Genomic DNA, 22,379 nt, shown 5'->3' with positions numbered 1-22,379 from the left:
CCCTGGCGAATTCTCGGCAACCCGTCTTCACAAGGAACGCGCCATCAGGAGGCTGCGACAGTGGGCACGTCGAGGACGCGGCTAACGAGAGCGTGGTGACCGGGACCGTGCCAGATCCGTGCCAGAAAAAGCGGTCAACCGCGGTCAACAGCAGGGCAACACCGCATGATGCGCCAGGCGTTGAGCAAGCCATCTACCCTGGCCGGCGGCTCGGTAGCGCAGATCCGGTCAGTGATTCCCAAACTCAGGTCTCATGAGACAACTCAGGCAAATGGCGAAACCTGCTTGTTCTCCAGGTACTCAAGGGCAGCCTGTAGGCACGCATCGGCAGATGCCAGGTCGACCCGGCAGAACGACTCCTCACCCAGCGCACCGCCAGAGATGATCACCATCCAGCGGTGCCCCGCCACACGCTCACCGTCGGCTTTGAAGACCACCGAGCACCCTCGCTCCGCCAGCCACTCCATCAGTTCTACGACGTCCATGGTCGCTCCCTCCCCAGGAGATCATGCCAACGTCCAGAGGGCGGTCTCCTATCAGCCACAGTGACGGCAACGAGGCCGAACTCTGCTCCAGCTGCCGACCGAACCAGCCAGCGCCCCGTGCCCGGCCCGGAAGCACAGCAGCTTCGCGGGGCATCACCAGTTTGGGTGCCCCTCCGATCACACTTGGGCATGCGGGGAAGGGTCCCGGCATGAGTCGCGCATCGAAGCAAGAGCAACCAGACGAGGCACACCAGTGGCCGGCCAGTGTGGACAAGGCCACCGTGGAGGCCATGGGAAAGCTCTCGGAGGCCCTGGAGACCACAGAGAGGGCCAGGGGCCACCTGTACGCCTTCCACCAGCTCACCGGAGGCGCAGACCTGGCTCTGGGGGATGCTGTGCGCCTCCTGAGGGAGGCAGGGCACGAGGAGGCTGCCGGGCTGCTGGAGACCGAGGTGGTGGGCCGCAACGTCATCCCCGGGCACTGGACCTTCCAGATCATCGAGGCGTACAACGCCACCTACTACCGCCCGTTCGCGGCGGTCGAGGAGAAGATCCGCGGGGATCTCGTCCAGGGGCGTGAGCATCTGTACGAGGCGTGGATGAAGGAGGACCGGCGCACCCACGGCCATCCGGATCACACAGCACGGCCGTAGCCGCAGGCGCCCGCCGGGCAAACCGAGCGCGCCGCGTGCCCGTAGCCGGAGGATCCAGCGGACCATGCCGTGCCATTCGCGTGCCATGACGGGCGGGGAACAACGGGGAGTCCCGGGAAGCAACGGTTGCCGGGCATGCGACCGGCCCCTGACCGTCGGTGCTGGTCAGGGGCCGGTTGGTGCAGCTCCCGCGGAGGGCGAGGGATTCGAACCCTCGGCCAGGGTCACCCCTGGCGACAGTTTTCAAGCTTGCATCGCACTCAGGAGGAGGGGTCCGCTCGGCAGGTTGGGCCCTCATGAAGTTTCTACGGTCAGGCCCACGTGTGCAGCCGCCTCCAGGAGACGGGCGAGCTTCGCTGCTCCGGTGTGGGTGACGATGAGGCGGATAAGCGGTGCGCCGTTCTCTGCGCTGCCGGCCACGGTGCGGCACTCCCAGGGCTCCATACCAATGGAGGCCAGGGCGGTGCCAAGGAGCTGTGCTGTCTGCCGCGACTCTCGCCATCCGGCGAAGTAGTCGACTTCGGCGTTCCACGGGCCGGTGTCAGGGCCAGGGTCGAGGGGGAACACCGTGTCGTCATTGCTGTCGTTGCGCTTCACAGGGACGGCCTCCAAGTGCTGATTGCTCATCAACTGACTTGTTGGGCCGCATACGCATGCTGCGACGGCCCCGGTACCATCGGGCACCAGGGGCCGTCGCGTCCCCAGCCGGACCACCCCGACGCTTACCAGGGCAGGAGGGGTGGTCCGGTGTCTTGCATGCGGTTGTAGGTCTGCGCCGAGTCGAGTGGGTGAGCGGCCCCCGCGCGGTTCAGGGGAGTCGGCGAGGGCCGCTCTGTCCGGAGGAAACTCGGCAGTTCCCCCGAAGCCCGCCACGCTCAAGTGCAGAACCCGGCTGCGAGGGTCGAGGCCGCACGGGAGCAGGGCGGGAGATCACGTGATTGCCGTGGTCCGCCAGGGCTGCGGGTCGGGCATCAGGGGAAACTCCGGATACGGGATGCGCGGCTGTCCGCGGAGGGGGCGGCGAAGGCCGCTGGTGTCGAAGCGGCACACCACGCGTTTGCCGCCGTCGTCCAGCGGGTCCCACCACACCGCCTCGGCGATGCTGCACACAATGTGCAGGCCCCGGCCGTGGGTCGGGATCAGAGCCTCGGGGAGGTCGCCCGCCAGTTCCGGCGCGAAGGTCTCGCCCTGGGGGAGGGTCGGCGGGGTGGAATCGTCGTCGGAGACCGCCAGGTCGAAGAACTGAGCGAGGTCCCAGTAGCGCCAGGTGACCGTCAGGGTCCGCGGGTCGCCAGGACGCGGGGACCGGTCGTCCCGGAGCGCGTGCAGGGCGACGTTGCCGATCAGCTCGCTGGCGCAGAGCTGAACATCGGGGACGAGGTTCACCAGGCCCCATCGGCCCAGGGTCAGCGCGGTGACGTCCCGCGCCGCACGGGCGGTGTCCGGCGCATCGACCTGGAGTCGGAGCGACCGGTACCGGCGAGGGACCGCCACAGCACCAACCGAGGCATCGTCCGGCTCCCCCTCCGGGAGTGCACTTCTCGTACTTCCACTCGCAGCCATCGCACGCTTCACCGTCCTTGGACCGGGTCGGGCGACCGGGTGTCGCCTGCCGAGTGAGTTCAGTGAACCGGCGCTCCGACCAGGCAGGGAGCGTTCACCAGGGGGTCCACGGGACCGCGAAGGTTCACCGACGGGCGGGGGATGTTCTTCCGTGAACCCCCTGATGTCAGCGCTCGGTGTCAGGATGGATGCGCATCGTCAACTCGGCAGCGATGGCAGGGGGACATGGACGTGAGGGAGCCGAACCACCGACTCGCCGGCCTCATGGCCGAAGCGGGAATGTCCAACAAGGGACTCGCCGCGCGCGTGAAGTCCGCCGCAGCGAGGCACGGGATCACGCTCGGCACGACTCACGTCGCCGTGCAGCGCTGGCTGAACGGGCGGGGCATCCAGGCGGAGACCGCCGGGTTCGTCGCCGAGGCGCTGTCGCAGAAGCTGGGCCGCCGGGTCACCGTCGCCGACGCCGGATTCACCATGACGAACCGGACCGGGCCGACGGGTACGACAGCGGTCTGTCCGGAGTCGGTGCCGGCCGCCCTGCACGCCTTCGACGGCCTGACCCGGATCGCGGCCGAGGAGGGCGCCCAGGACCGGACGCTCCTCACCGATGCGGAGATCGACTCGGCCGCCCTGACGTGGCTGATCTCTCGGCCCGACGGTCTGCCGACCACCGGCACGGCCTTCCGCAGGATCGGGACGCGCGACGTCGCCGCCATGCGCACCGCCGCCGAGATGTTCATGAAGCTGGACTTCCTCTACGGCGGAGGCCACGGGCATAAGGCACTGCGCTACTACTTCCGCCATGAGGTGCTGCCGCTCCTGCACGGGCAGCACCCGGAGAAGATCGGCAAGGCCCTGTTCGTCGCCGCGGCCGAGATAACGCAGCTCCTGGCGTGGACCGCGTACGACACCGGCAGCCACTCTGTGGCCGACCGCTACCTGATCACCACCCTCCGGCTCACCCAGGCCATCGACGACCGGATGCTGGGCGGCCGCATCCTCGCCAACATGAGCCACCAGGCGAACTACCTCGGCCACTACGCCAAGGCCGTCCAGCTCGCCCGTGCCGCGCAGGAGGGCGCCAAGGGGCACGCCACACCCCGGGCGCTGGCCATGTCGGCGGCGATGGAGGCCCGCGCGCTGGCGTCCGCGATGGACGAGAAGGGCGCCACCCGCGCCATGCTCGAAGCCGAACGCCACTTCGCCAAGGCCGACACCGCCGACGACCCCGAGTGGCTGGCCTACTTCGACGAGGCGGAGCTGACCGGCGAGTTCTGCCACTGCTTCCGTGACCTCAAGGTCAGGAGTCAGGCGCTGCACCACGCGGAACGGGCCGTGGCCCAGACGGACCCCGGCTACGCCCGCACGCTGGCGTTCTGCCGCATGGTGCTCGCCCAGAGCCAGCTCATGTCCGGGCAGGTCGAGGCCGCGGTGGCCACGGCGACGCTGGCCGTCGAGGAAGGCGACTCCCTGCAGTCCGCCCGCTTCCTCCGCTACGTGACCGACTTCCAGGCCGAGCTGGTGCCGCACGGCGGGAGTGCCGTCGTCCCGGCGTTCAACACCCTGGTGACCACGGCGCTGACCAGCCTGGAGGAGTAGCCGACCGCGCTCAGAACGGCCGCCAGTCGCAGGGCGCTGAGTCGTCACGCAGCGTCGCGATCCGCCGCGCGTACTCGGCCGCCGCGTCGGGGTTCTCGCTCACGTTCTGCATGAGCCAGGTCGTCATCTTGAACTCGGAGATTCGCCGCAGCGTGGCGAAGCCGGGCCAGTCCCGGACGTCGCGCCCGTACGCCTCGCAGAATCCCGCGTACACCTCCGGTGTGGTCCACCCGAACCGGTGCTCGGTGGCGGTGACCGCGAGATCCCACTCCGGGTGGTCGAAGGAGAAGTTCTCGAAGTCGATCAGCAGCACCGCACCCGACCGGTCCACCATGAGGTTCTGCACGTGCGCGTCACCGTGCACGGGTCCAGGCGCAGAGTCGAAAACCACCTCGGACAGGTCCGCCTTGAGCTCCCGGAGCCGGTCGAGGAGGAACGCCCGGTCGTCGTCCGAGATCCCTCGGGCCTTGGAGATCCGCAGTTCGGAGCGGCCGAAGACGTCGAAGGGCGGCCACTCCACCCCGGACGGCAGTGGGAGATCGTGGAGCCGGCGCAGCAGGCCGCCCAGGTCCCGGTAGCTCGCCAGGTGCCCGGCGCCCTCGATGAAGCGCCAGAAGGTCACCGGGTGCCCCGCAGCGACCACGGGCTGGTCCACGTCCGGCAGGACCTGCGCCGCAGGCAGTCCGCTGTCGGCGAGCCACCGGGAGACCTCCACCTCGCGGCCTGCCGCTCCCAGGTAGTCCAGCGACCGGGCCACCCGCGCCACGACGGGCACCCCGTCGAGCCGGAAGAGGGCGTTCTCCCCGAGCCGCATCAGGCGGGCCCCGGCGCTCGGCAGCCCCACCGCCCTGCACGCCTCGGTCAGCGCCGCTGCAGCGCTGTCCGCCGTGAAGCCCTTCGAGGTCTCCGAGCCGTCCGCAGACATGCCGATGCCACTCCCCAGGTGCGCAGCCACTCCGGGGGCCTGCCACCTGCCGAGCAGCCGGGCCCCGGACACTCCGGAGACCCTACCCGCCACCGCGCGGCTCACATGGTCCCCGGCCGAGGGAGGTCGCCATCCGGCCGCAGGCCCCCGGACAGACGACGGCGCCCCACCGGGCAGGGCGGGGCGCCGTCGTACAGCGGCGGTTACCGGATCACGACGTCAGCTGGAGCGCGGGCATCATGAAGTAGAAGACAAAGATCGCCGACACCACGTACATCGGGACCGGGACGCGCCTCCACTGGCCGGTGGCCACGCTCAGGAGCGTGTAGACGATGAAACCCACACCCAGGCCGATGGTGATTGAGTAGGTGAACGGCATGATCACCATGGTGAGGAAGGCCGGGACGGCGATGGTGAAGTCGGCCCAGTCGATGTCGCCGATGCTGTTGGCGAGGATCAGGAAGCCGACCGCGACCAGGGCGGGGGTGGCCGCCTGGGCCGGGACCATGGTGGCCAGCGGGGTGAGGAAGAGCGCCACGGCGAACAGGGCGCCGGTGACGACGCTGGCGAAGCCGGTCCGGGCGCCCTCGCCGACGCCGGCGGTGGACTCCACGAAGCAGGTGTTGGCCGAGCAGGAGGTCGCGCCGCCGGCGGCGGTGGCGATGCCGTCGATCATCAGCACCTTGTTGATGCCGGGCAGGTCGCCCTTCTCGTCCAGCAGCTTCGCCTCGTCGCTGACGCCGAGGATGGTGCCCATCGCGTCGAAGAAGCAGGACAGCAGGACGGTGAAGACGAAGAGGACGCCGGTGAGGACCCCGACCTCCTTGAACCCGCCGAACAGGCTCACCTTGCCCACCAGGCCGAAGTCGGGCAGCGCCACCGGGTTGCCGGGCCACTTGGGGACGGTGAGGCCCCAGTTCAGCGGCGCGATGTGGGCGACGGAGTCGACGACGACCGCGAGCACGGTCATGGCGGCGATGCTGATGAGGATCGCGCCGGGGACCCGGCGGACCAGCAGCACCAGGGTCAGCAGCGTGCCGAGGACGAAGACCAGGACCGGCCAGCCGTTGAGGTGGCCGTCGCCGCCCAGCTGCACCGGGACGGTGGTGTGGGCGGCGTCCGGGATGCGGGTGACGAAGCCCGAGTCGACGAAGCCGATCAGGGCGATGAAGAGGCCGATGCCGATGGCGATGGCCTTGCGCAGGCCGGTGGGCACGGCGGCCATGACCCGCTCCCGCAGGCCGGTGGCGACCAGCAGCATGATGGCGATGCCGGCGAGGACGACCATGCCCATCGCGTCGGGCCAGCTCATCCGGGGGGCGAGCTGCAGGGCGACCACGGTGTTGACGCCGAGGCCGGCGGCGAGCGCGATCGGCACGTTGCCGATGACGCCCATGAGGAGCGTGGTGAGGGCGGCGGTCAGCACCGTCGCGGTGGCCAGCTGGCCCGCGGAGAGGTGGTGGCCGTACTTGTCCACGCCGGAGGAGAGGATGATCGGGTTCAGCACGATGATGTAGGCCATCGTGAAGAACGTGGCGACACCGCCGCGGATCTCGCGGGCGAGGGACGAGCCGCGCTCCGTGATCCGGAAGTAGCGGTCGAGGGCGTTGCTCGGCTGCGGAGCGGATTCGGGCGACTTGGCCGTCGACGTGGCCAGCGTGGGCATGCGGGCGTCCTCGTGGGGGGAGAGGGGAGCGACACTGCCGGCCCGGGGCGACGGTGGCCCGGCGGCGGCCCGGCCGGGGATGCGCGTCAAGACGACACGCCGGGGACGACCGGGCACTTCAGTATGCGGTCACCTGTCGGTCGTACGCCATCTTCGCGCGTAGAAGGAACAGGGGCGGTCAGGGCCGCCTCCGCCGGCGGAGGCCCCGGCCCGTACGCTTGGTGCCGCCGCCGTCGCCCCCGACGGCCGCACCCGCACCGCCACCACCCGCCAGCCGCACCGGAGAGGGCGACCCATGGACAGGACCGCACTGCGCCCCGCCCCCGAGCCGCTGGAGGCGAACGACGTGGCGATCGTCACGGGCGGCACCGTGCTCTGGTTCGCCGGCTTCCTGGTGCTGCTGCCCTTCCGGGACCGGCTCTCCGACGCCGGGCACGGCAGCTGGCCGTGGATCTGCCTCGCCGGTGCCGGGCTCGGCCTCATCGGCATCTGGTACTGCCGCGCCCGCCGCACCGCCATCCGCCGCTCCCGCGCCGGAGAGGCGGCGGGGGCTGCAGGGACCACGGGGGCCGCGGGGACCGCGGAGGGCTGACCCCTCACGCACGGCGGCCGCCCGGCTCCGACCCCGGCCGCACCGCCGCTGCTGCGGCGCGACCGGGGCCCCGGCGTCGGGCCGGTCGGCCCCGCCCGGTCAGCCCCGTCCGGAGACGCAGAGGCAGAAGGGGTGCCCGGCCGGGTCGGTGTAGACGCGCCACCCGGTGCCGTCGGGCCGGACGTGGTCCTCGACGAAGGACGCGCCGAGGGCGAGGGCGTGCTTCTCCGCCGCCTCCAGGTCGGGCACGCCGAAGTCGAGGTGGGCCTGCTGCGGGTGCACCGGGTCGGGCCAGCGCGGCGCCCGGTGCTCGGCGACCTTCTGGAAGGCGAGGCGGACGCCGCCGTCGACGGCGACCTCCGTCCACTCCGGGTCCTCGGTGTCGGCCTCCGCCCCGAGCAGGGCGGCGTAGAACTCGGCCAGGGCGACGGCGTCCTCGCAGTCCAGGGCGAAGGCCTGCAGGTTCACGGACGGGCTCACGGTGGGCTCCCTCGTCGGTGTTACCGCTTGCGGAGTCGTGCCGGTAACGGTTACTGCATGATGGCGGAGCACGGGTAACCTCGCAAGGGTGACCGAGCCCGGCGACCGCGCCCCCGCCCCCGGACCGCTGCGGGACCTGCAGGCGCTGGCCAACACCGTCGACCTCGAGTCCGGCGAGGACGCGCTGCGCACCGCCGCCGGGCTGGAGGCCTGGGCACGGGAGCACGGCCTGCCCGGCCTGCGGTGCGGCGAGGCCGACCGGGCCGCCGTCGTCGCACTGCGCGAGGCGCTGCGCGCCGTCTGCGAGGCCCACGCCGGGACCGACCTGCCGGACGCGGCCGCCGCCGTCCTGGAGCGCCTGCTGGCCCGGGGTCCGCTGGTGCTGGCGGTCGACACCGCGGGCGGCGCCCGGCTGCGCCCCGCCGACGGCCTGGCCGGCGCGGACGCGGTGGTGGCGCACCTCGCGGCGGGCGTCGCGGCGGCGGTCGCGGACGGGAGCTGGCCGCGGCTCAAGGCGTGCGCGATGGACAGCTGCCGCTGGGTGTACTACGACCGCAGCCCGGCCGGCCGCAGCCGCTGGTGCAGCATGGCCGTCTGCGGCAGCCGCGCCAAGATGCGGGCGTACCGGCGGCGGGGCGCGGCGGGCGCGGGCGCGGGCCGCTCGTCCGGGTGATCGAGCGGCCTTCACCTGCGCGAGGAGGGATCTCGTTCCTGGCGTGAGGTGTCGCTTGTGCCTCGGCGACGCCCGCGCCCACACTGGTGGAGGAGGTGCTGCCGATGACCGCGCTCGCCCACGAGGGGGATCGGGACGCGCACGACATGCCGGGGCTGGACGAGGTCCTGTGGTGGGCATGGCAGGCCATGGAGCTCCCCGAGGGCTACCGGGCCGAGATCGTCGAAGGGTTCATCGAGGTGTCCCCGACCGGCCGCCGTCGCCACTCCGTCCTCGCGAACCGGCTCCGCAGAGCCCTCGACGTGCATCTGGCGGGCAGCGGCCACGCCGCCTCCAGGACGTGAACGTCCTCCACGGCCACAAGGTGTTCATCCCCGACGTGCTCGTCGCGCCGGAGGACCTGGAGGAGATTCCCGGTCCCGACGGCCTGGGCGTCGATGCCTGCGGCGTCGCCCTGGTCGCCGAGGTCGTCTCCCCCGGCCACGACGACCGCACCCGCGACCTGGTCCGCAAGCGGCGGGCGTACGCACGCGCCGGCATCCCGGTGTACGTCATCGTCGACGGCCACGACGGTCGCGGTCCGGTGACGGTGCTCAGCAGCCCGGTTCCCGGGGAAGCCGTCTGCACCACCGGGATCCGGGTGGCCTACGGCACGGACGCAGCCGTCCCGGAGGGGGCGGCCAAGGGCTTCGTGATCACGGAGGCGGTCACCGGCCCCTGACAGGCCAGGGCCCCGATCAGCCCTCGAAGTCGCGGGCGGCGGAGAGCTCGTAGGCGCGGTCCGGCTCGGTGAGGGCCACCAGGACCTCGAAGCGGCGGTGGAACTGCCCGACCGACCAGGCCAGGCCCGCGGCCAGGCCCTCGGGGGTGGCGGCGTGCAGGGCCCCGGGCACGGGCGGCACGGCGAACTCGTCGTCCTCGTCCTCCGCGTCCGGGTCGTGCGGCGCCTCGGGCGCCTCGGCGCCGGTGTCCCAGCGCCAGTCCACGGCGGCCTCGCCGCCGTCCGGTCCGACGACCAGCAGCTCCTCGTGCTCCTCGTACACCGCCGGGCAGCCCGGCAGCAGCTCGCGGACGAACGCGGGCACCCGGTGGACGGTCCCCTCGCTCAGCACCCGGCCGCCCGCGACCTCGCTGGCCAGCGAGACGTGCAGCCGCTCGGCGAGCGCGGACGCCAGCGCCGGGGCGACGGGCAGCACCGGGAAGTCGTCGAGCAGCTGCACCAGGTCGGGGGCGTCGGCGACGACCGCGTCGGCCGGGTCGACGATGAGGGTGTAGGCGGGGCGGCGGCCGGTCGCCGGGTCCAGCGGCGGCAGGGCCCGCACCGCCTCCGGCGGCTCGACCCGGTCCGCGGGCACCCGGGCCAGCGCCGTGTGGATGCCGTGCAGCTGACGGTGGCTCACCCCGGCCTGCGGGTCGGCGAGGCGGTCCGCCAGCTCGTCGGGGCCCCCGGGCTCGGCGAGCAGCGCCGCGAGCGTGGTGCGCACCCCGAGGGCGTGCAGGAACCGCTCGTCCAGGCCGGTGCGGGCCTCGTCGTACAGGCCGCGCAGCAGCGGGTCGGCCCCGGCGGCGCGCAGCCCGGCGGGGCGGCGGCCGTCCAGCACGGGGTGGTCGCGCAGCCACCACGCCGCGTACGGCGGCACGTCCGCGGTGGTGCCGTCGGGCAGCAGCACCCGCACCGGGTCGACGACGGCGGCGCGGTACGGCGGGCGGGCCAGCATGGCCAGCGCCTCCGCCCAGGCGCCGTCGTCGACGAGGTCGAGGTCGCGGACGGCGAGGAGTTCGACGGCGACGGGCGGGACGGCCGCCCCCGGCCCGGCGTCCGGCCCGCCGCGGCCGTCGCGGTCGTCCCGGTGCAGGACCTCCAGGGTGTCCTCGCACCACTCGGCGAGGCCGTCGGGGGCCTCGTCGAGGAGGCCGGTGGGCTCGCCGCCGGCGGCGCGGTCGGCCGGGGCGGTGGGGTCGAGGCGCTCCAGGTCGTCGGGGTCGAGGACGGCGTCCTCGGCGCGGGCCAGCACGAACCGGCCGGCGACGCCGGCGGCCTCCAGCACGGCCGGTCCCCACTGCTCCAGCAGGTCGTCGTCGACGAAGGCGGCGTCGTCCTCGCGGACGACGGCGGCCAGCGGGCTGCCGGGCAGCACCAGCTCGCCCGCGGCGGCGGGCTCGCCCCGGTCGTCGACGAGGCAGAGCCGGGCCAGCCACGGGTGGTCGCCCGGCTCGGCACCGGCGGCCCTCACCAGTCCGAGGACGGCGTCGGCGACGTCCTCGGCCTCGTCGGGGTCGTCGTCGGCGAGCCGGACGGAGCGGGCGACGGCGGCCCGCACCTCGGGCGTGTCCAGCAGCGCGGCGGGGGTCGCGACGCCGGCGCCGAGGCGCTCCAGCAGCGGGTGGGCGGCATCGGGGTGGACCAGCCGCAGGTCGAGCAGGGCCAGGACGGCGCCGAGGTCGCCGTCCTCGCCCAGCCAGCCGTCGGGGGCGTCCGCCCAGTCCTCCGTGGCGCCGGGCAGCAGCACCCGGCGCGGCCCGGTGACGGTCCGTCCGTCGGCGAGCGGCACGGGGAGCGCGCCGAGGGCCTCGGGGTCGGCGGCGGCCAGCGCCCCGTACAGGTTGCGCCACCAGGCGGGTTCGCGGTCGAGGCCGCCGAGCTGGTCGACGACCTCGGCGAGCGGGACGCGGCGGACGTCCAGCACCCGCAGCTCGGGGCGCCGCTCCAGGCCGGCGGGCAGCAGGCCGGGCATGACGGCGGCGACGGCCTCGACCACGGAGGCGTCGGCGCCCTCCAGCAGCACGGCCTCGCGGGGGCGCAGCGCGCGGGGGCCGCCGGGGCGGCCCTGCTCCGGGCCGTCCTCGGCGAGGGCGTACTCCTCGGGCTCCGGCTGGTCGGCCTTCTCCGGCGAGGGCACCTCGGGGAGGAACGGCGTGTCGGGGAGCCGGCCGAGGACGGCCCGGCGCAGGGCGCCGTCGAGCGCCCCCTGGCCCAGCGCCCCCGGGACGAGGCCGAGGGAGGAGACGTCGGCGCCGCGGTCGCGCAGCAGCGCCGCGTACGCGTCGGCGGCGCGCTCGGTGAGGAAGTCGGTGAGCGGGCCGGGGGCGACGTGGCGGCGGGTGGAGTCCAGCGGGTAGGTGGCGATGAGCAGCGCGGGGAAGCCCAGCGGCTCGTCGGTGGGCGTGGGCCCGTGGACGACCGGCGCGGTGCGGGGCCGCAGCGGGCGTCCCTCGGCGTCGACGGGGACGGCCCAGGTCACGGCCCAGTACGGGCGGCGGCGCTCCTCCACCGGGCGGTCGGCGAGGAGGGCGTCGTCGAGGCGTCCGCCGGCGCCCGCGACCTGCCAGCGGCTCTCGCCCGCGGCGGCGGTGTCGGTGACGGTGACGGTGGCGGGGCCGCCCGCGTCGCCGTCCTCGGTGCGGCGGGTCAGGGTGCGCAGGACGGTCCCGTCGGCGCCGTCGGTCTCGACGGTGATCTCGGCGAGCCCGGTGAGGGTCAGCAGGAGGGCGTCGTCGATGTCGGCGAGGAGACGGCGGGTCAGGTCCTCGGCGGCGGCGTCGCGCAGCGGCAGCACCACGACGGTGTCGTACCCGGTGGGCGGGGTGCCCTCGGCGGGCAGCGGCAGGCGCAGCAGCGGGACGTGCCCGTCGCGGCGGCGCAGCTCCTCGGCGAGTCCGCCCCCGGAGGCGTCGGCGGCGGCCCCGGCCAGGTCGCGGGCCTCCGGGAGGGACCAGCGCACGCCGCCCGGGGTGCCCAGCACGGCGGGCTCGTCGCAGACGGCGAGGACGGCGGCGAAGCCGACGCCGAAGCGGCCGACGGCGGTGCGGCCGTCCTCGCGCTTGGAGGAGGCGCGCAGGGTGGAGAGCGACTCGACGCCCGCCGCGTCCAGGGTGGCGCCGGTGTTGGCGGCGCAGAGCACGCCGTCCCGCAGGGTCAGGCGGAGCCGGCCGGGGACGCCCGCGCGGACGGCGGCGTCGGCGGCGTTCTGCGCGAGCTCGACGACGAGGCGGTCGCGGTAGCCGCCGAGGGCCAGCTCCTCCTCGGCGTTGGCGTCCTCCCGGAACCGGGCCGGGGAGGCGGCCCAGGCGTCGAGGACCCGGCGGCGCAGTGCGGCCGTGCCGAACGGGTCCGTGCCGTCGCTCTCCGCCGCGCTGCCCATGATCCGAGGCTCCACTGGCCGTACCGCCTTCCGTGAGCGCCCGCGGAGCCGGTTCCCCGCTCCGGTGCGCCTTGCCGCTGCGTCCAGGGGCATTCTCCCGCGCCGCGGGCGGTGCCCGGACACCGGCGGGCGCCGAGGGCGTCCCGGGGGGCGCGCGGGGGGCGGCGGCCGCGGCCGGGAGGGGGCCGCGCGGCCCGGCGGCGGGGGAGGGCGGGACGGGCGGGGACCGGCCGCAGAACGGCCGCCGGCCCGGTCCGCGGCGGTGCGCGGGCCGGGCCGGTACGGCGGTCCGTCCGTCAGGAGTGGCCGAGCTCCTCGGTGGGGCCCCCGGCCTCGACCGAGCCGCCGGCCCGGTCGGGGTGCAGCGGCATGGGCTCGACGGCCAGCTCGTCCAGGATCGGCTCGGCGGGCTGCGGCGGGGTGGGCATGACGGCGGCCTCCGAGTGGCCGCCGCAGCCGAAGCCGAGCGACACGACACGGCCGTCCGCCGGGCCGAACTCGTTGCCGCAGACGCCGAAGGCCTGGCCCAGCGAGCCGCCGAGCGGGATGAGGAAGCCGCACGTCGTGCAGGAGGCGGGGGCGGCCTGCGCCATCGGGGTGTGGGCGCCGTACGCCTTCTCCCAGCGCTCGGCCCCCAGGTGCAGCCCGAGCCGGGAGAGCACCCGCGGGCGGGTGAGGCCGAGCTCCTGGGCCACGGCGGTGATGGCGCCGCGGGAGGGGCCGGGCCGGACCACCTCGCCGGACGGGCCCGCGGCGGCGTCGGCCTGCGGCGCACCGGCCCGCTCCGAGACCTCGACGTCCTCACCGGGGACGAACGCGGCGGCCGAACCGTCCTCCGCCAGGACCGAGTTGGGGGCGGGCTCGTCCTCCCCGCTCCAGCCGGGCTCCAGGCGCAGGTCGTCGGCGGCGGTCGGCAGCAGGTCGCCCGGGCCCATGTCGCCGGGGCGCAGCCGCTCGCTCCACGGCACCCACTGCGGCGCCAGGACGGCGTCGGGGCCGGGCAGGAGGACGGTCTCGTCCAGCGTCACCAGCCTGCTGCGCGAGGCGCGGGTGACGGTCACGGCCCAGCGCCAGCCGCGGTAGGCGGCCTCACGGCACTCGAAGAAGTGCGTGACGACGCGGTCCCCGTCGGCCTCCGCGCCGACGTACTCGCCGACCGCGTCCGCACCGGCCGCGTCGACCGCGGCCGCCCGTGCGGTCTCGACGGCCTCGGCACAGAGCCGGTCAGGGGTACGGCTTCGCATCGCAGCACTCACGAGAATCGATTCTCTCCCAATCCGTTCCCTGGTCCGCCGCTGACCCGCGTGCGGGAGCGCCGGAGGATGTGACGGCCCGGCCGGGAGCGGCGGCCGCCGTGGTTCTATTCTGCGGGACGATCCGGTCACCCGTGCCCCCGCCGTCACCCGCGGGCGGGGTCCGCCGCCGTGGAGTGCGAGGGGAACGCTACCGGCCGGTCGGGGGGCGGGGACAGTCCGCTTGCACGACACCGGTCCGCGAGGGGCGTAACCGGCGTGCGGGACGGGGTTGTCGGGCAGGATGGCGGACGTGGCCGAAGAGACCTCGGCGCAGCACGCCCTGCACGAACCGCACGACACCGCTCAGCCGCCCCCGGGGCGGCCGGAGCGGGACGGCGCCGTGCGCCGGGTCCGGCGCGCCGTGCACGGCGGCGCCTCGGCGGCGGCCCGCGGGGCCGGCCGCGTGGTGCACGGCACCGGGCGCCGGATCCGCCGGGCCACCTCGGCGGAGGGCGCCGGGGAGTCGGGGCTGGCGAAGCTGATCGAGCTGCACGCGGTCAACTCCTTCGGCGACATGCTGATCACCATCGCGCTCGCCTCCACCATCTTCTTCTCGGTGCCGACCGGCGAGGCCCGCGGCCGGGTCGCCCTCTACCTGCTGGTCACCATGGCGCCGTTCGCGGTCCTCGCCCCGGTGATCGGGCCGCTGCTGGACCGGCTGCCGCACGGCCGCCGGGCCGCGATGGCGATGTCGATGCTGACCCGCGCCGTCCTGGCCTGGACCATGGCCGGGGTGATCGAGGGGGGCGGCCTCGCGCTCTACCCGGAGGCGCTGGGGGTGCTGGTGGCCTCCAAGGCGTACGGGGTGGTGCGCAGCGTCGTCGTGCCGCGGCTGCTGCCGCACCAGGTGACGCTGGTGAAGGCGAACTCCCGGGTCACCCTGGCCGGGCTGCTCGCCACCGGCGTCGCGGCGGGCGTCGGCGGGCTGCTGCACCTGCTGGGGCCCGCGTGGCCGCTGCGCGGGGCGTTCCTGGTCTTCGTCGCGGGGACGCTGCTGGCGTTCGGGCTGCCGCACACGGTGGACTCGGCCAAGGGCGAGCAGCGGGCGCTGCTGCTCAAGGAGGACGCGGGCGGCGCGGGGCAGGACGGGTACTGCGGGCAGGACGGCGACCGGTACGGGGACGGGCGGTACGGGGGCGGGCAGGACGGGGACGGCCGGGACGGCGACGGCGGGCTGGCCGGGTCCGCGCGGCCGCAGGCCGGGCCCGGGCGGCTGCGGGAGCGGCCGCTGCGCTCGGTGGGCCCCTCGGTGCTGCTGGCGCTGCGCGCCGTGGCGTCCCTGCGGGGGCTGTCGGGCTTCCTCACGATGTTCCTGGCGTTCCTGCTGCGGTCCGGCTCGGTGGGCGGCATGAACCCCGGCCTGGCGCTGGGCATGGTGGCCGCGGCGGCCGGCGTCGGCAACGCCCTCGGCTCGGTGCTGGGCTCCTGGCTGCGCACCCGCGGCCCGGAGGCGACGGTGGCCGCCATGGTGGCGCTCGCGGCGGCGGCGGCGGCCTGCGGGGCGCTCTGGTTCGGCCCGCTGACCGTGACCCTGGTGGCGGGGTGCGCCGGGCTGGCCCAGTCGCTGGGCAAGCTGGCATTGGACGCCCTGATCCAGCGGGACGTGCCGGAGCAGGTCCGCACCTCCGCGTTCGCCCGTTCGGAGACGCTGATGCAGCTGTGCTGGGTGGCCGGCGGCGCCCTCGGCATCGTGCTGCCCCTGGACGGCGTGCTGGGCATGGGCGTGGCCGCGGGGGTGCTCGCGGTGGTGCTGGCGTTCACGCTGCGGAGCCTGTTCGGGGGCGGGGGCCGCGGCACACCGCACCCCCGCGTGGCGTGAGAGGGGCGGACCGGTAGCCTCGGTCCCATGAGCATCAACAGCCGAGCCGTCGCCGCCGCCGGCGCCGTCGTAGTCGTCAGCGCCGGCCTGGTCGGCTGGGGGGTCGCCACGGCCGCGGGCGAGGACAAGCCGGTGAACCGGATGGTCACCGTGGTCGCCGGGTCGAACACCGCCAACGCCGAGCCCACCTGCTGGAACGACGGCAAGCCGCTGGACGGCGCCGCCCAGCAGAGGTGCCAGGCCAATGCCGCCAAGCAGGAGAAGGACGGCAAGCTGAAGTCCGTCGAGGTGACCAGCGGCTCCCGGATCGGCGTCGGCGTCGACCCGGCGATCGCCGACAAGGGCTGGTTCGCCTTCACCGACGGGGGCGCCCAGGGCCAGGCCACCCTCGCCTCCGCCCGCCGCACCGGCACCTTCTCCGGCCTCGTGCCGGCCTCCACGGTGCTGAAGTCGACCGGGAAGACCCTGGTGACGGTCGTCGAGGCCGACACGAAGAACCAGGAGATCTACGGCGTCTGGTACTTCACCCTGAAGAACAAGGACGCCTGAGGGGCGCCGTCCTCCGATGAGCGCGACGCCGCACCGCGGTGACCAGCCGGGCCGGACGGCCCGGCTGCTCGTCGTCACCGCCGTCGCGGCGGAGCGCGACGCGGTCGCCGAAGGGCTGCGGCGCGCGGGGGCTCTCGTGGACGGTGCCACCGGCGCCGCCGGCTTTCCCGGTGCCGCGGACGGGCCCGTGCCCGCGGCGGACGCGCACCGTGCGGCGGGCGGCGGCCCGGAGGCCGTCGTCCTGGCCGCCGGGGTCGGCCCCGCCGCGGCCGCGGCGGCCGCCGCCGGGGCCCTCGCCGACGCCGCGGCCCGCTCGCGCCCCTTCCACCTGGTGGTCTGCGCCGGCATCGCCGGCGGCTTCGCCCCCGCCGCGCCGGTCGGCTCGGCCGTGCTGGCGGACGCCGTGGTCGCCGCCGACCTGGGCGCCACCACCCCGGACGGGTTCGCCGACGTGGCCGAACTGGGCTTCGGCACCGTGCGGCACCTCCCGCCGAAGCCCGCCGTGGACCTGGCCGCGGCCGCGCTGCGCGCCGCCGGGATCCCGACCGCGGTGGGCCCGGTCCTGACCGTCTCCACCGTCACCGGCACCGCGGAGCGGGCCGCCGGACTCGCGGCGCGCCACCCCGGAGCGGCGGCCGAGGCGATGGAGGGCTTCGGCGCGGCCGAGGCCGCGGACCGGTACGGGGTGCCGGTCCTGGAACTGCGCACCGTGTCCAACGCGGTGGGCCCGCGGGACCGCGCCGCCTGGCGGATCGGCGAGGCGCTGGAGACGCTGCGGCAGGCGTTCGCCGCGCTGCCGCTGCGGGAACTGACCGACACCGCCGCCGCCGGCACCGCCGCGAAGGAGAGCAGCTGACCATGGAGCGCGCCACCCCCGTGCAGTCCGACGCCGTGCAGTCCGACGCCGTGCGGTCCGACGCCGTGCGGCCCGACGCGGTTCGGCCCGCCCCCGGCCGGGAGACGGCCGCCCCGGCGGACCGGCTCTCCGTCGCGTACTCGCCGTGCCCCAACGACACCTTCGTCTTCCACGCCTGGGCCCACGGCCTGGTCCCCGGCGCGGAGGCGCCGGAGGTCGTCTTCGCCGACATCGACGTCACCAACGGGATGGCCGAGCGCGGCGAGCTGGACGTCCTGAAGATCTCCTACGCCGCCCTGCCGTGGGTGCTGGACGAGTACGCGCTGCTGCCGTGCGGCGGCGCGCTGGGCCGCGGCTGCGGGCCGCTGGTGCTCACCGGCCCGGACGCCTCCGGCGACCCGGCCGACCTGGCCGGCAAGGTGGTGGCGGTGCCCAGCGAGCGCTCCACCGCCTACCTGCTCTTCCGCCTCTGGGCGGCGGCGGCGGTGCCCGGCGGCCTGGGCGAGGTCCGGGTGCTGCCGTTCCACGAGATCATGCCGGCGGTGCGCGACGGCGTCGTCGACGCCGGCCTGGTCATCCACGAGGCCCGCTTCACCTACGGCCGGTACGGGCTGCGCTGCCTCGCCGACATGGGCGAGGCGTGGGAGGCCGCCACCGGGCTGCCGATCCCGCTGGGCGCGATCGTGGCCCGCCGCTCGCTCGGCCCGGAGCGGCTGCGGGCGCTGGCGGACACCCTCCGCGCCTCGGTACGGGCGGCGTGGGACGACCCGGAGGCGTCGCGCGGGTACGTGCTGGCGCACGCCCAGGAGATGGACCCGGCCGTCGCCGACCAGCACATCGGGCTCTACGTCAACGAGTTCACCGCCGACCTGGGCGAGGACGGCTACGCCGCGGTCCGGGGGCTGCTCACCCGGGCCGCCGCGGAGGGGCTCGTCCCGGCGGTGGCGCCGGGCGCCCTGGACTTCCCCGGCCGCACCGGCTGACACGGCGTGCGCCGCGCGACGGCGCGGGCCTCAGACGTCGAACTGGTCGGCCACCGCCCGCAGCAGGGTCGCCAGCTTCTGCCCCGTCGGCCGGTTCGGGTAGCGGCCGTGCTGCAGGCCGGGGAGCACCGCGTCCAGGGTGGAGATGAGGTCCTGCACGATGGGCGCCATCTCGTCCGGCCTGCGGCGCTGCGCGGCGGCGACCGACGGCGGGGTGTCGAGGAGCGCCACCGACAGCGCCTGGTCGCCGCGGTGCCCGGCGACGACGCCGAACTCGACGCGCTGGCCCGGCGTCAGCGTGGTCACTCCGGCCGGGAGCGCCTTGGAGTGCACGAAGACGTCGCCGCCGTCGTCACGGGAGAGGAAGCCGAAGCCCTTCTCGCTGTTGAACCACTTGACCTTGCCGGTGGGCACGGGAGACCTCGTCCTGGTGTGTGGGAGCGGTGGGTGGGGGTGGTGCGTGAAAGGGGGGCGCGGTGCCAGGGGCGGCGCGCGGCAGGGGCCGGGCCGCCCGGCCGGTCAGCGGAGGCCCGCCGGGACGGGCGGCGCCCCGGGCCGCCGCACGGCGCCCGCGCGGGCACGCCCCGACGGCGACGGCGTCCTGCTCGTGGGACTCACCCCCCGGTCCTGGTGCGGGGTGCGGATCGACCCCGTGCGCAACCTGCATACCCTGGTGGGGTGAGCACCGAAACCAGCAACCCCGGCGACGCGCTCGTCCGCGCGGGGGCCGTCGTCTTCATCGTCGGCGCAGTGGCCACCGTCGTCACGTTCGTCCCGCTGTTCCTGGACCTCGCCCGGCTGCCGTCGGCCGCCTACTGGCTCAGCATGCTGATGCCCGTCGGCTTCCTGGTCGCCCTGGTGGGGCTGCTGCGGTCCGCCCGCGCCCAGCGGCGGCACACCGCCGGCTGACGGCGCCCGGAGCCACGGGCCCGGTCCGGGCCGGGGCGACCCGGTCAGCGCGGCGACGGCGCCCCCGCGAGGTGGCCGTCCAGCCAGGCGGGGAAGGCCGTCAGGTCCTCCAGCACCGCGTCCGCGCCCGCCTCGCGCAGCGCCTCCGCGCCGTAGGGGCCGGTGGCGACCGCGACGGCCAGGGCGCCGGCGGCGCGGGCGCCGGTGATGTCGCCGAGGTGGTCGCCCACGTACACGGAGGCGGCCTCGGCGCGCAGCGCCTCGCCCTTCTGCTGCGCCCAGACCGAGCCGGCCAGGGCGTCCACCGCGAGGCCGACGTGGTCGAGGTGGCGCTGCGCGTTGGGCCCGTGCTTGCCGGTGACCACGACGACGCGGCCGCCGTGCGCGCGCACGGCGGCGACGGCCTCGGCTGCGCCGGGCAGCGGGACGCAGGCGGGGACGGCGATGTCGACGTACAGCTCCCGGTAGCGGTCGGCGACCTCGGGGATGCGGTGCTCGGGGAACCAGTGCGCCAGCTCCACCTCCAGCGGCGGCCCGAGGCGGGTGACCGCGAGGGCGCTGTCGATCCGCACCCCGGTCTCGGCCGCGACGGCGTCGTAGGTCGCCCTGATGCCGGGGCGGGTGTCGAGCAGGGTCATGTCGAGGTCGAAGCCCACGGTCAGCGGGGCGCCGGACGTCACAGCAGCCATGGCCGCCACCCTACGGGCCCCGGGTGACGGGCCGGTGACGCGGCCGCGGACGGCGGGGGCGGGAGGCCCGGGGCGGGCCCGCCCGGGCGGACGGCGGGGGCGGGGGCGCGCGGACGGCCCTGCGTCCGCGCGCCGGCCGTCCGCCGCCGTCCGGACCCTTGTGGGCCGTGGCGGACCGCCCCACCATGGCAGGATGCCGAGCACCCGTGAGCAGTCGCCCGCCGAGCGGCGCAAGGCCTGGATCGCCCGCTCCTTCGACCTCGCCTCGGACAGCTACGACGAGGCCAACGGCCCCTTCTTCAACCCGGTCGGGGAACGCCTGGTGGACCTGGCCGGCCTGCGCCCCGGCGACCGGGTCCTGGACGTGGGCTGCGGCCGCGGCGCCGTCCTCTTCGCCGCCGTCGCGGCCGTCGGCCCGGACGGGTACGTCGCCGGGGTGGACCTGTCGCCCGCCATGGTCCGCCGCACCGCCGCCCAGGCCGCCGGGGCCGGACTGCGGAACGTCTCGGTCCGGGTGGGCGACGCGGAGGACCCGGGCTTCCCCGACGGCTCCTTCGAGGCCGTCCTCTCCTCATTCTCCCTCGTCCTCACCCCGGACCCGGCCGCGGCCCTGGCCCGCGCCCGGCGCCTGCTGGCACCGGACGGCCGCTTCGGCACGACGTCCTTCGGGCCGGACCCGGAGCCGGCCTGGCGGGAGGCCGTGCGGGTGCTGCGGGACTTCGCCGACCCGGAGGCCGCCGGGGCGTACGCGCGGCCGTTCAACGCCCTCGCCGACGACCCGGAGGGGATGCTCGCCGCGGCCGGGTTCGCCGGGGTCCGCACCGTGGAGGGCACCACGGCGACGGAGTTCGCGGACCTGGACGCCTGGTGGCGGTCCGCCTGGGCCGACGGCCACCGGGGCGTCCTGGAGACCATCCCGCCGGACCGCCGCGAGGAGGCGCGGCGCGCCGCCTGCGCCGTCGTCGCACCGCTGGCCGGGTCCGACGGGCGCCTCGTGCGGCGCACCGCCGTCCGCTGGACCATCGCCCGGCGCGGCTGACCCGCGCCGCCGGCCGGCCGCGGCCGGCCGGCGGCTCGCTCCGGCGGCTCACTCCGGCGACCGCGAACCCCCGCGCAGGGCCAGCCAGCCCGTGAAGACGGCCGACCCGGCGGCCGCGCCGCGCAGAACCACCGGGACCAGTGCCCGTGCGGCCTGCCGGAACTGCTCGTCGCCCGGCGGCGGACCGCCCCAGCGGCCCGCCGCCCGGCCCCAGAGCCACACCCCGGCGCAGAGCACCGCCAGGGCGGGGATGCCGAGGACGGCGAACCGGCGGGCCGCCCGGCCCGTGCGGCGCGAGGCGTAGGCGGCGAGCCAGCCCAGCAGCATGGGGAGCGGCAGCCCGGCCACCGCCCCCGCGGCCAGCAGCAGCGCCGCCAGCGACTCCAGGAGCAGCGGGCGTCCGGCCCGGACCCGGGCCGGGCGCCCGCCGCGCCGCAGCCGCACCCGTCGCCGCCGCTGCGGGGGCGCGGCTGCGGCCGGCTCCTGCGGACCCCCGGCGGGGTGCTCCCCGGCGGGCGGCCCGGCGGGGGCCGCGACGGCGGGCGGCTGCTCGGACTCGAAGCGGATCTCGAAGCCGTCCCAGCCGGGGAAGTCCTCGGCGGTGGGCATGTGCGCGGGCGGGACCGGCCCCGGCTCGGCCTGCGGCACCGCGGCCGCCGCCTCCCCCGGGACCCGCCACCACTCCGGGTCCCGGGCGGCCGGTACCCCGGGTCCCCGACCGTCCTGCGGCGGTCCGGCCGGCAGCGGTCCGGCGGCGTCGGCGGAGCCGCCCTTCGCGGAGCCGCTCCTTCCCGGGCCGGCCTTCCCGGCTCCCCACAGCCCCGCGCCCCACAGCCCCGCGCCCCGCGATGCCGCACCCCGCGACTCCGCACCCCGCGGCCCCGCCGGGCCGCCGCCGGGCTCCGCCGGGGGCCCGTCGGGGGCCGTGCGTCCGGCCGGGGCGGCGCGCGGCGCGGGGACCGGCCGTGCCCCGGCAGCCGCTCCCCCGTCCCGGGCACCGGCCCCGCCACCGCCCCGGCCGGCGGCGGCCCGGCGGACCACCTCGTCGGGCGGCCCGATCCGCTCCAGCACCCGCCGGACGGCGGCCGGGGTGTCCCGGGCCGCCGCCCGGCGCCCGTCGATGTCGGCGCGCAGCTCGGCCACCAGCCGGGCGCGCTCGGCGGCCGGCAGGGAGGACCGGGCGAGGTCGGAGACCCGGCCCAGGTAGTCGTAGACCAGCTTGTCGCTCTCGACGCCCATCCGCGCCCTCCCGCCCCTCGCCGACCCCTGCGAGGGGACCGTACCCGCGCACGTCCGCCCCGACGACGCCGCCGCGCCCCGGAACCGGCCGCCGCACCGGACCGGGCGGCCTCCGGCGCGCACCGGCCGCCGCCCACCCGCCGGCGGCCACCGTGCCGTCCGCACCCCGCCCCGCCCCATACCCGGCCCGCCCCGTCCCCGCCCCGCGCCGTCCCCGGCCCAC

Annotated in this window: 23 protein-coding genes; 12 read left to right on the top strand and 11 right to left on the bottom strand. The window is 76.0% G+C overall.

The genetic code is table 11. The annotated features are described in order from the left end of the window. Positions 1-263: 263 nt before the first annotated feature. The gene (locus LO771_RS26040; RefSeq protein WP_230747029.1) at positions 264-485 is read right to left on the bottom strand and encodes a hypothetical protein; all 222 of its coding nucleotides are present in this window, start codon (positions 483-485) and stop codon (positions 264-266) included. A 209-nt stretch (positions 486-694) separates the two neighbouring features. Between LO771_RS26040 and LO771_RS26035 the strand changes: the two genes are divergently transcribed. Continuing rightward, positions 695-1,138: a hypothetical protein gene (locus tag LO771_RS26035; RefSeq protein ID WP_230747028.1), complete on the top strand. Its 444-nt coding sequence runs from the start codon at positions 695-697 to the stop codon at positions 1,136-1,138. A 294-nt stretch (positions 1,139-1,432) separates the two neighbouring features. Here LO771_RS26035 and LO771_RS26030 read toward each other — a convergent pair whose 3' ends face one another. After that, positions 1,433-1,765 (bottom strand): hypothetical protein, encoded by a 333-nt coding sequence (locus LO771_RS26030; RefSeq protein WP_230747027.1) that lies wholly within the window; start codon positions 1,763-1,765, stop codon positions 1,433-1,435. A 303-nt stretch (positions 1,766-2,068) separates the two neighbouring features. Next, entirely contained in the window at positions 2,069-2,632 is a 564-nt protein-coding gene (locus LO771_RS26025) for an ATP-binding protein (protein ID WP_230747026.1), read from the bottom strand. 348 nt (positions 2,633-2,980) lie between these two features. Here LO771_RS26025 and LO771_RS26020 point away from each other — a divergent pair, with 348 nt between their 5' ends. Then, positions 2,981-4,300, top strand: a complete 1,320-nt coding sequence (locus LO771_RS26020; RefSeq protein WP_230747025.1) for a sporulation protein — start codon at positions 2,981-2,983, stop codon at positions 4,298-4,300. A gap of 10 nt (positions 4,301-4,310) precedes the next feature. Here the strand turns inward: LO771_RS26020 and LO771_RS26015 are convergent, their stop codons facing one another. Both LO771_RS26015 and LO771_RS26010 read right to left on the bottom strand, forming a co-directional pair. After that, a complete protein-coding gene (locus LO771_RS26015; protein WP_230747024.1) occupies positions 4,311-5,225 on the bottom strand; it encodes a phosphotransferase enzyme family protein in 915 nt (304 codons plus the stop codon). A 211-nt stretch (positions 5,226-5,436) separates the two neighbouring features. Then, a complete protein-coding gene (locus LO771_RS26010; protein ID WP_230747023.1) occupies positions 5,437-6,891 on the bottom strand; it encodes an NCS2 family permease in 1,455 nt (484 codons plus the stop codon). Positions 6,892-7,186: 295 nt separating this feature from the next. On the opposite strand from LO771_RS26010, the gene LO771_RS26005 reads away from it, so the two are divergent. Further along, complete coding sequence (locus LO771_RS26005) at positions 7,187-7,483, top strand: DUF2530 domain-containing protein (protein WP_230747022.1); 297 nt, start codon at positions 7,187-7,189, stop codon at positions 7,481-7,483. Between the two features lie 99 nt (positions 7,484-7,582). Here the strand turns inward: LO771_RS26005 and LO771_RS26000 are convergent, their stop codons facing one another. Next, positions 7,583-7,963, bottom strand: coding sequence for a VOC family protein (locus LO771_RS26000; protein ID WP_230747021.1), 381 nt, complete (start codon positions 7,961-7,963; stop codon positions 7,583-7,585). An 88-nt stretch (positions 7,964-8,051) separates the two neighbouring features. On the opposite strand from LO771_RS26000, the gene LO771_RS25995 reads away from it, so the two are divergent. From LO771_RS25995 to LO771_RS31495, 3 genes are all read left to right on the top strand, one after another. Further along, positions 8,052-8,636, top strand: coding sequence for a CGNR zinc finger domain-containing protein (locus tag LO771_RS25995; RefSeq protein WP_230747020.1), 585 nt, complete (start codon positions 8,052-8,054; stop codon positions 8,634-8,636). Between the two features lie 104 nt (positions 8,637-8,740). Beyond that, on the top strand, positions 8,741-8,980 hold the full coding sequence (locus LO771_RS31500) for a hypothetical protein (protein WP_308189006.1): 240 nt from the start codon (positions 8,741-8,743) through the stop codon (positions 8,978-8,980). Continuing rightward, positions 8,977-9,357 (top strand): Uma2 family endonuclease, encoded by a 381-nt coding sequence (locus tag LO771_RS31495; RefSeq protein ID WP_308189005.1) that lies wholly within the window; start codon positions 8,977-8,979, stop codon positions 9,355-9,357. The genes LO771_RS31500 and LO771_RS31495 overlap by 4 nt, the downstream gene beginning before the upstream one ends. 16 nt (positions 9,358-9,373) lie before the next feature. On the opposite strand, the gene LO771_RS25985 is transcribed toward LO771_RS31495, so the two are convergent. Further along, on the bottom strand, positions 9,374-12,778 hold the full coding sequence (locus LO771_RS25985) for a sacsin N-terminal ATP-binding-like domain-containing protein (protein WP_230747019.1): 3,405 nt from the start codon (positions 12,776-12,778) through the stop codon (positions 9,374-9,376). A 296-nt stretch (positions 12,779-13,074) separates the two neighbouring features. After that, positions 13,075-14,022, bottom strand: coding sequence for a DUF3027 domain-containing protein (locus LO771_RS25980; RefSeq protein ID WP_230747037.1), 948 nt, complete (start codon positions 14,020-14,022; stop codon positions 13,075-13,077). A gap of 412 nt (positions 14,023-14,434) precedes the next feature. Here LO771_RS25980 and LO771_RS25975 point away from each other — a divergent pair, with 412 nt between their 5' ends. Genes LO771_RS25975 through LO771_RS25960 form a run of 4 tightly spaced genes read left to right on the top strand, consistent with a single transcriptional unit; the run spans position 14,435 to position 18,280 of the window. Next, entirely contained in the window at positions 14,435-15,892 is a 1,458-nt protein-coding gene (locus LO771_RS25975; RefSeq protein ID WP_230747036.1) for an MFS transporter, read from the top strand. Between the two features lie 27 nt (positions 15,893-15,919). After that, the gene (locus LO771_RS25970) at positions 15,920-16,441 is read left to right on the top strand and encodes a hypothetical protein (RefSeq protein ID WP_230747018.1); all 522 of its coding nucleotides are present in this window, start codon (positions 15,920-15,922) and stop codon (positions 16,439-16,441) included. Positions 16,442-16,457: 16 nt separating this feature from the next. After that, entirely contained in the window at positions 16,458-17,297 is an 840-nt protein-coding gene (locus LO771_RS25965; RefSeq protein ID WP_230747017.1) for a futalosine hydrolase, read from the top strand. Positions 17,298-17,299: 2 nt separating this feature from the next. Continuing rightward, on the top strand, positions 17,300-18,280 hold the full coding sequence (locus LO771_RS25960) for a menaquinone biosynthesis family protein (protein WP_230747016.1): 981 nt from the start codon (positions 17,300-17,302) through the stop codon (positions 18,278-18,280). 30 nt (positions 18,281-18,310) lie between these two features. Here LO771_RS25960 and LO771_RS31160 read toward each other — a convergent pair whose 3' ends face one another. Continuing rightward, the gene (locus tag LO771_RS31160) at positions 18,311-18,694 is read right to left on the bottom strand and encodes a cold-shock protein (protein ID WP_308189004.1); all 384 of its coding nucleotides are present in this window, start codon (positions 18,692-18,694) and stop codon (positions 18,311-18,313) included. Positions 18,695-18,958: 264 nt separating this feature from the next. Between LO771_RS31160 and LO771_RS25950 the strand changes: the two genes are divergently transcribed. After that, a complete protein-coding gene (locus LO771_RS25950) occupies positions 18,959-19,189 on the top strand; it encodes a hypothetical protein (RefSeq protein ID WP_230747014.1) in 231 nt (76 codons plus the stop codon). A 44-nt stretch (positions 19,190-19,233) separates the two neighbouring features. On the opposite strand, the gene LO771_RS25945 is transcribed toward LO771_RS25950, so the two are convergent. Continuing rightward, positions 19,234-19,878 carry an HAD family hydrolase gene (locus LO771_RS25945; protein WP_230747013.1) on the bottom strand — a complete coding sequence of 215 codons (645 nt, stop codon included), beginning with the start codon at positions 19,876-19,878 and terminating at the stop codon, positions 19,234-19,236. A gap of 193 nt (positions 19,879-20,071) precedes the next feature. Between LO771_RS25945 and LO771_RS25940 the strand changes: the two genes are divergently transcribed. Next, positions 20,072-20,917, top strand: a complete 846-nt coding sequence (locus LO771_RS25940; protein ID WP_230747011.1) for a class I SAM-dependent methyltransferase — start codon at positions 20,072-20,074, stop codon at positions 20,915-20,917. A 48-nt stretch (positions 20,918-20,965) separates the two neighbouring features. On the opposite strand, the gene LO771_RS25935 is transcribed toward LO771_RS25940, so the two are convergent. Beyond that, on the bottom strand, positions 20,966-22,156 hold the full coding sequence (locus tag LO771_RS25935) for a hypothetical protein (RefSeq protein WP_230747010.1): 1,191 nt from the start codon (positions 22,154-22,156) through the stop codon (positions 20,966-20,968). Positions 22,157-22,379 lie beyond the last annotated feature (223 nt).

The sequence above is a fragment of the Streptacidiphilus sp. ASG 303 genome, from assembly GCF_020991365.1.
In the GTDB taxonomy this organism is placed as follows: domain Bacteria; phylum Actinomycetota; class Actinomycetes; order Streptomycetales; family Streptomycetaceae; genus Peterkaempfera.
This window is presented reverse-complemented; position numbering and strand designations above follow the sequence as displayed.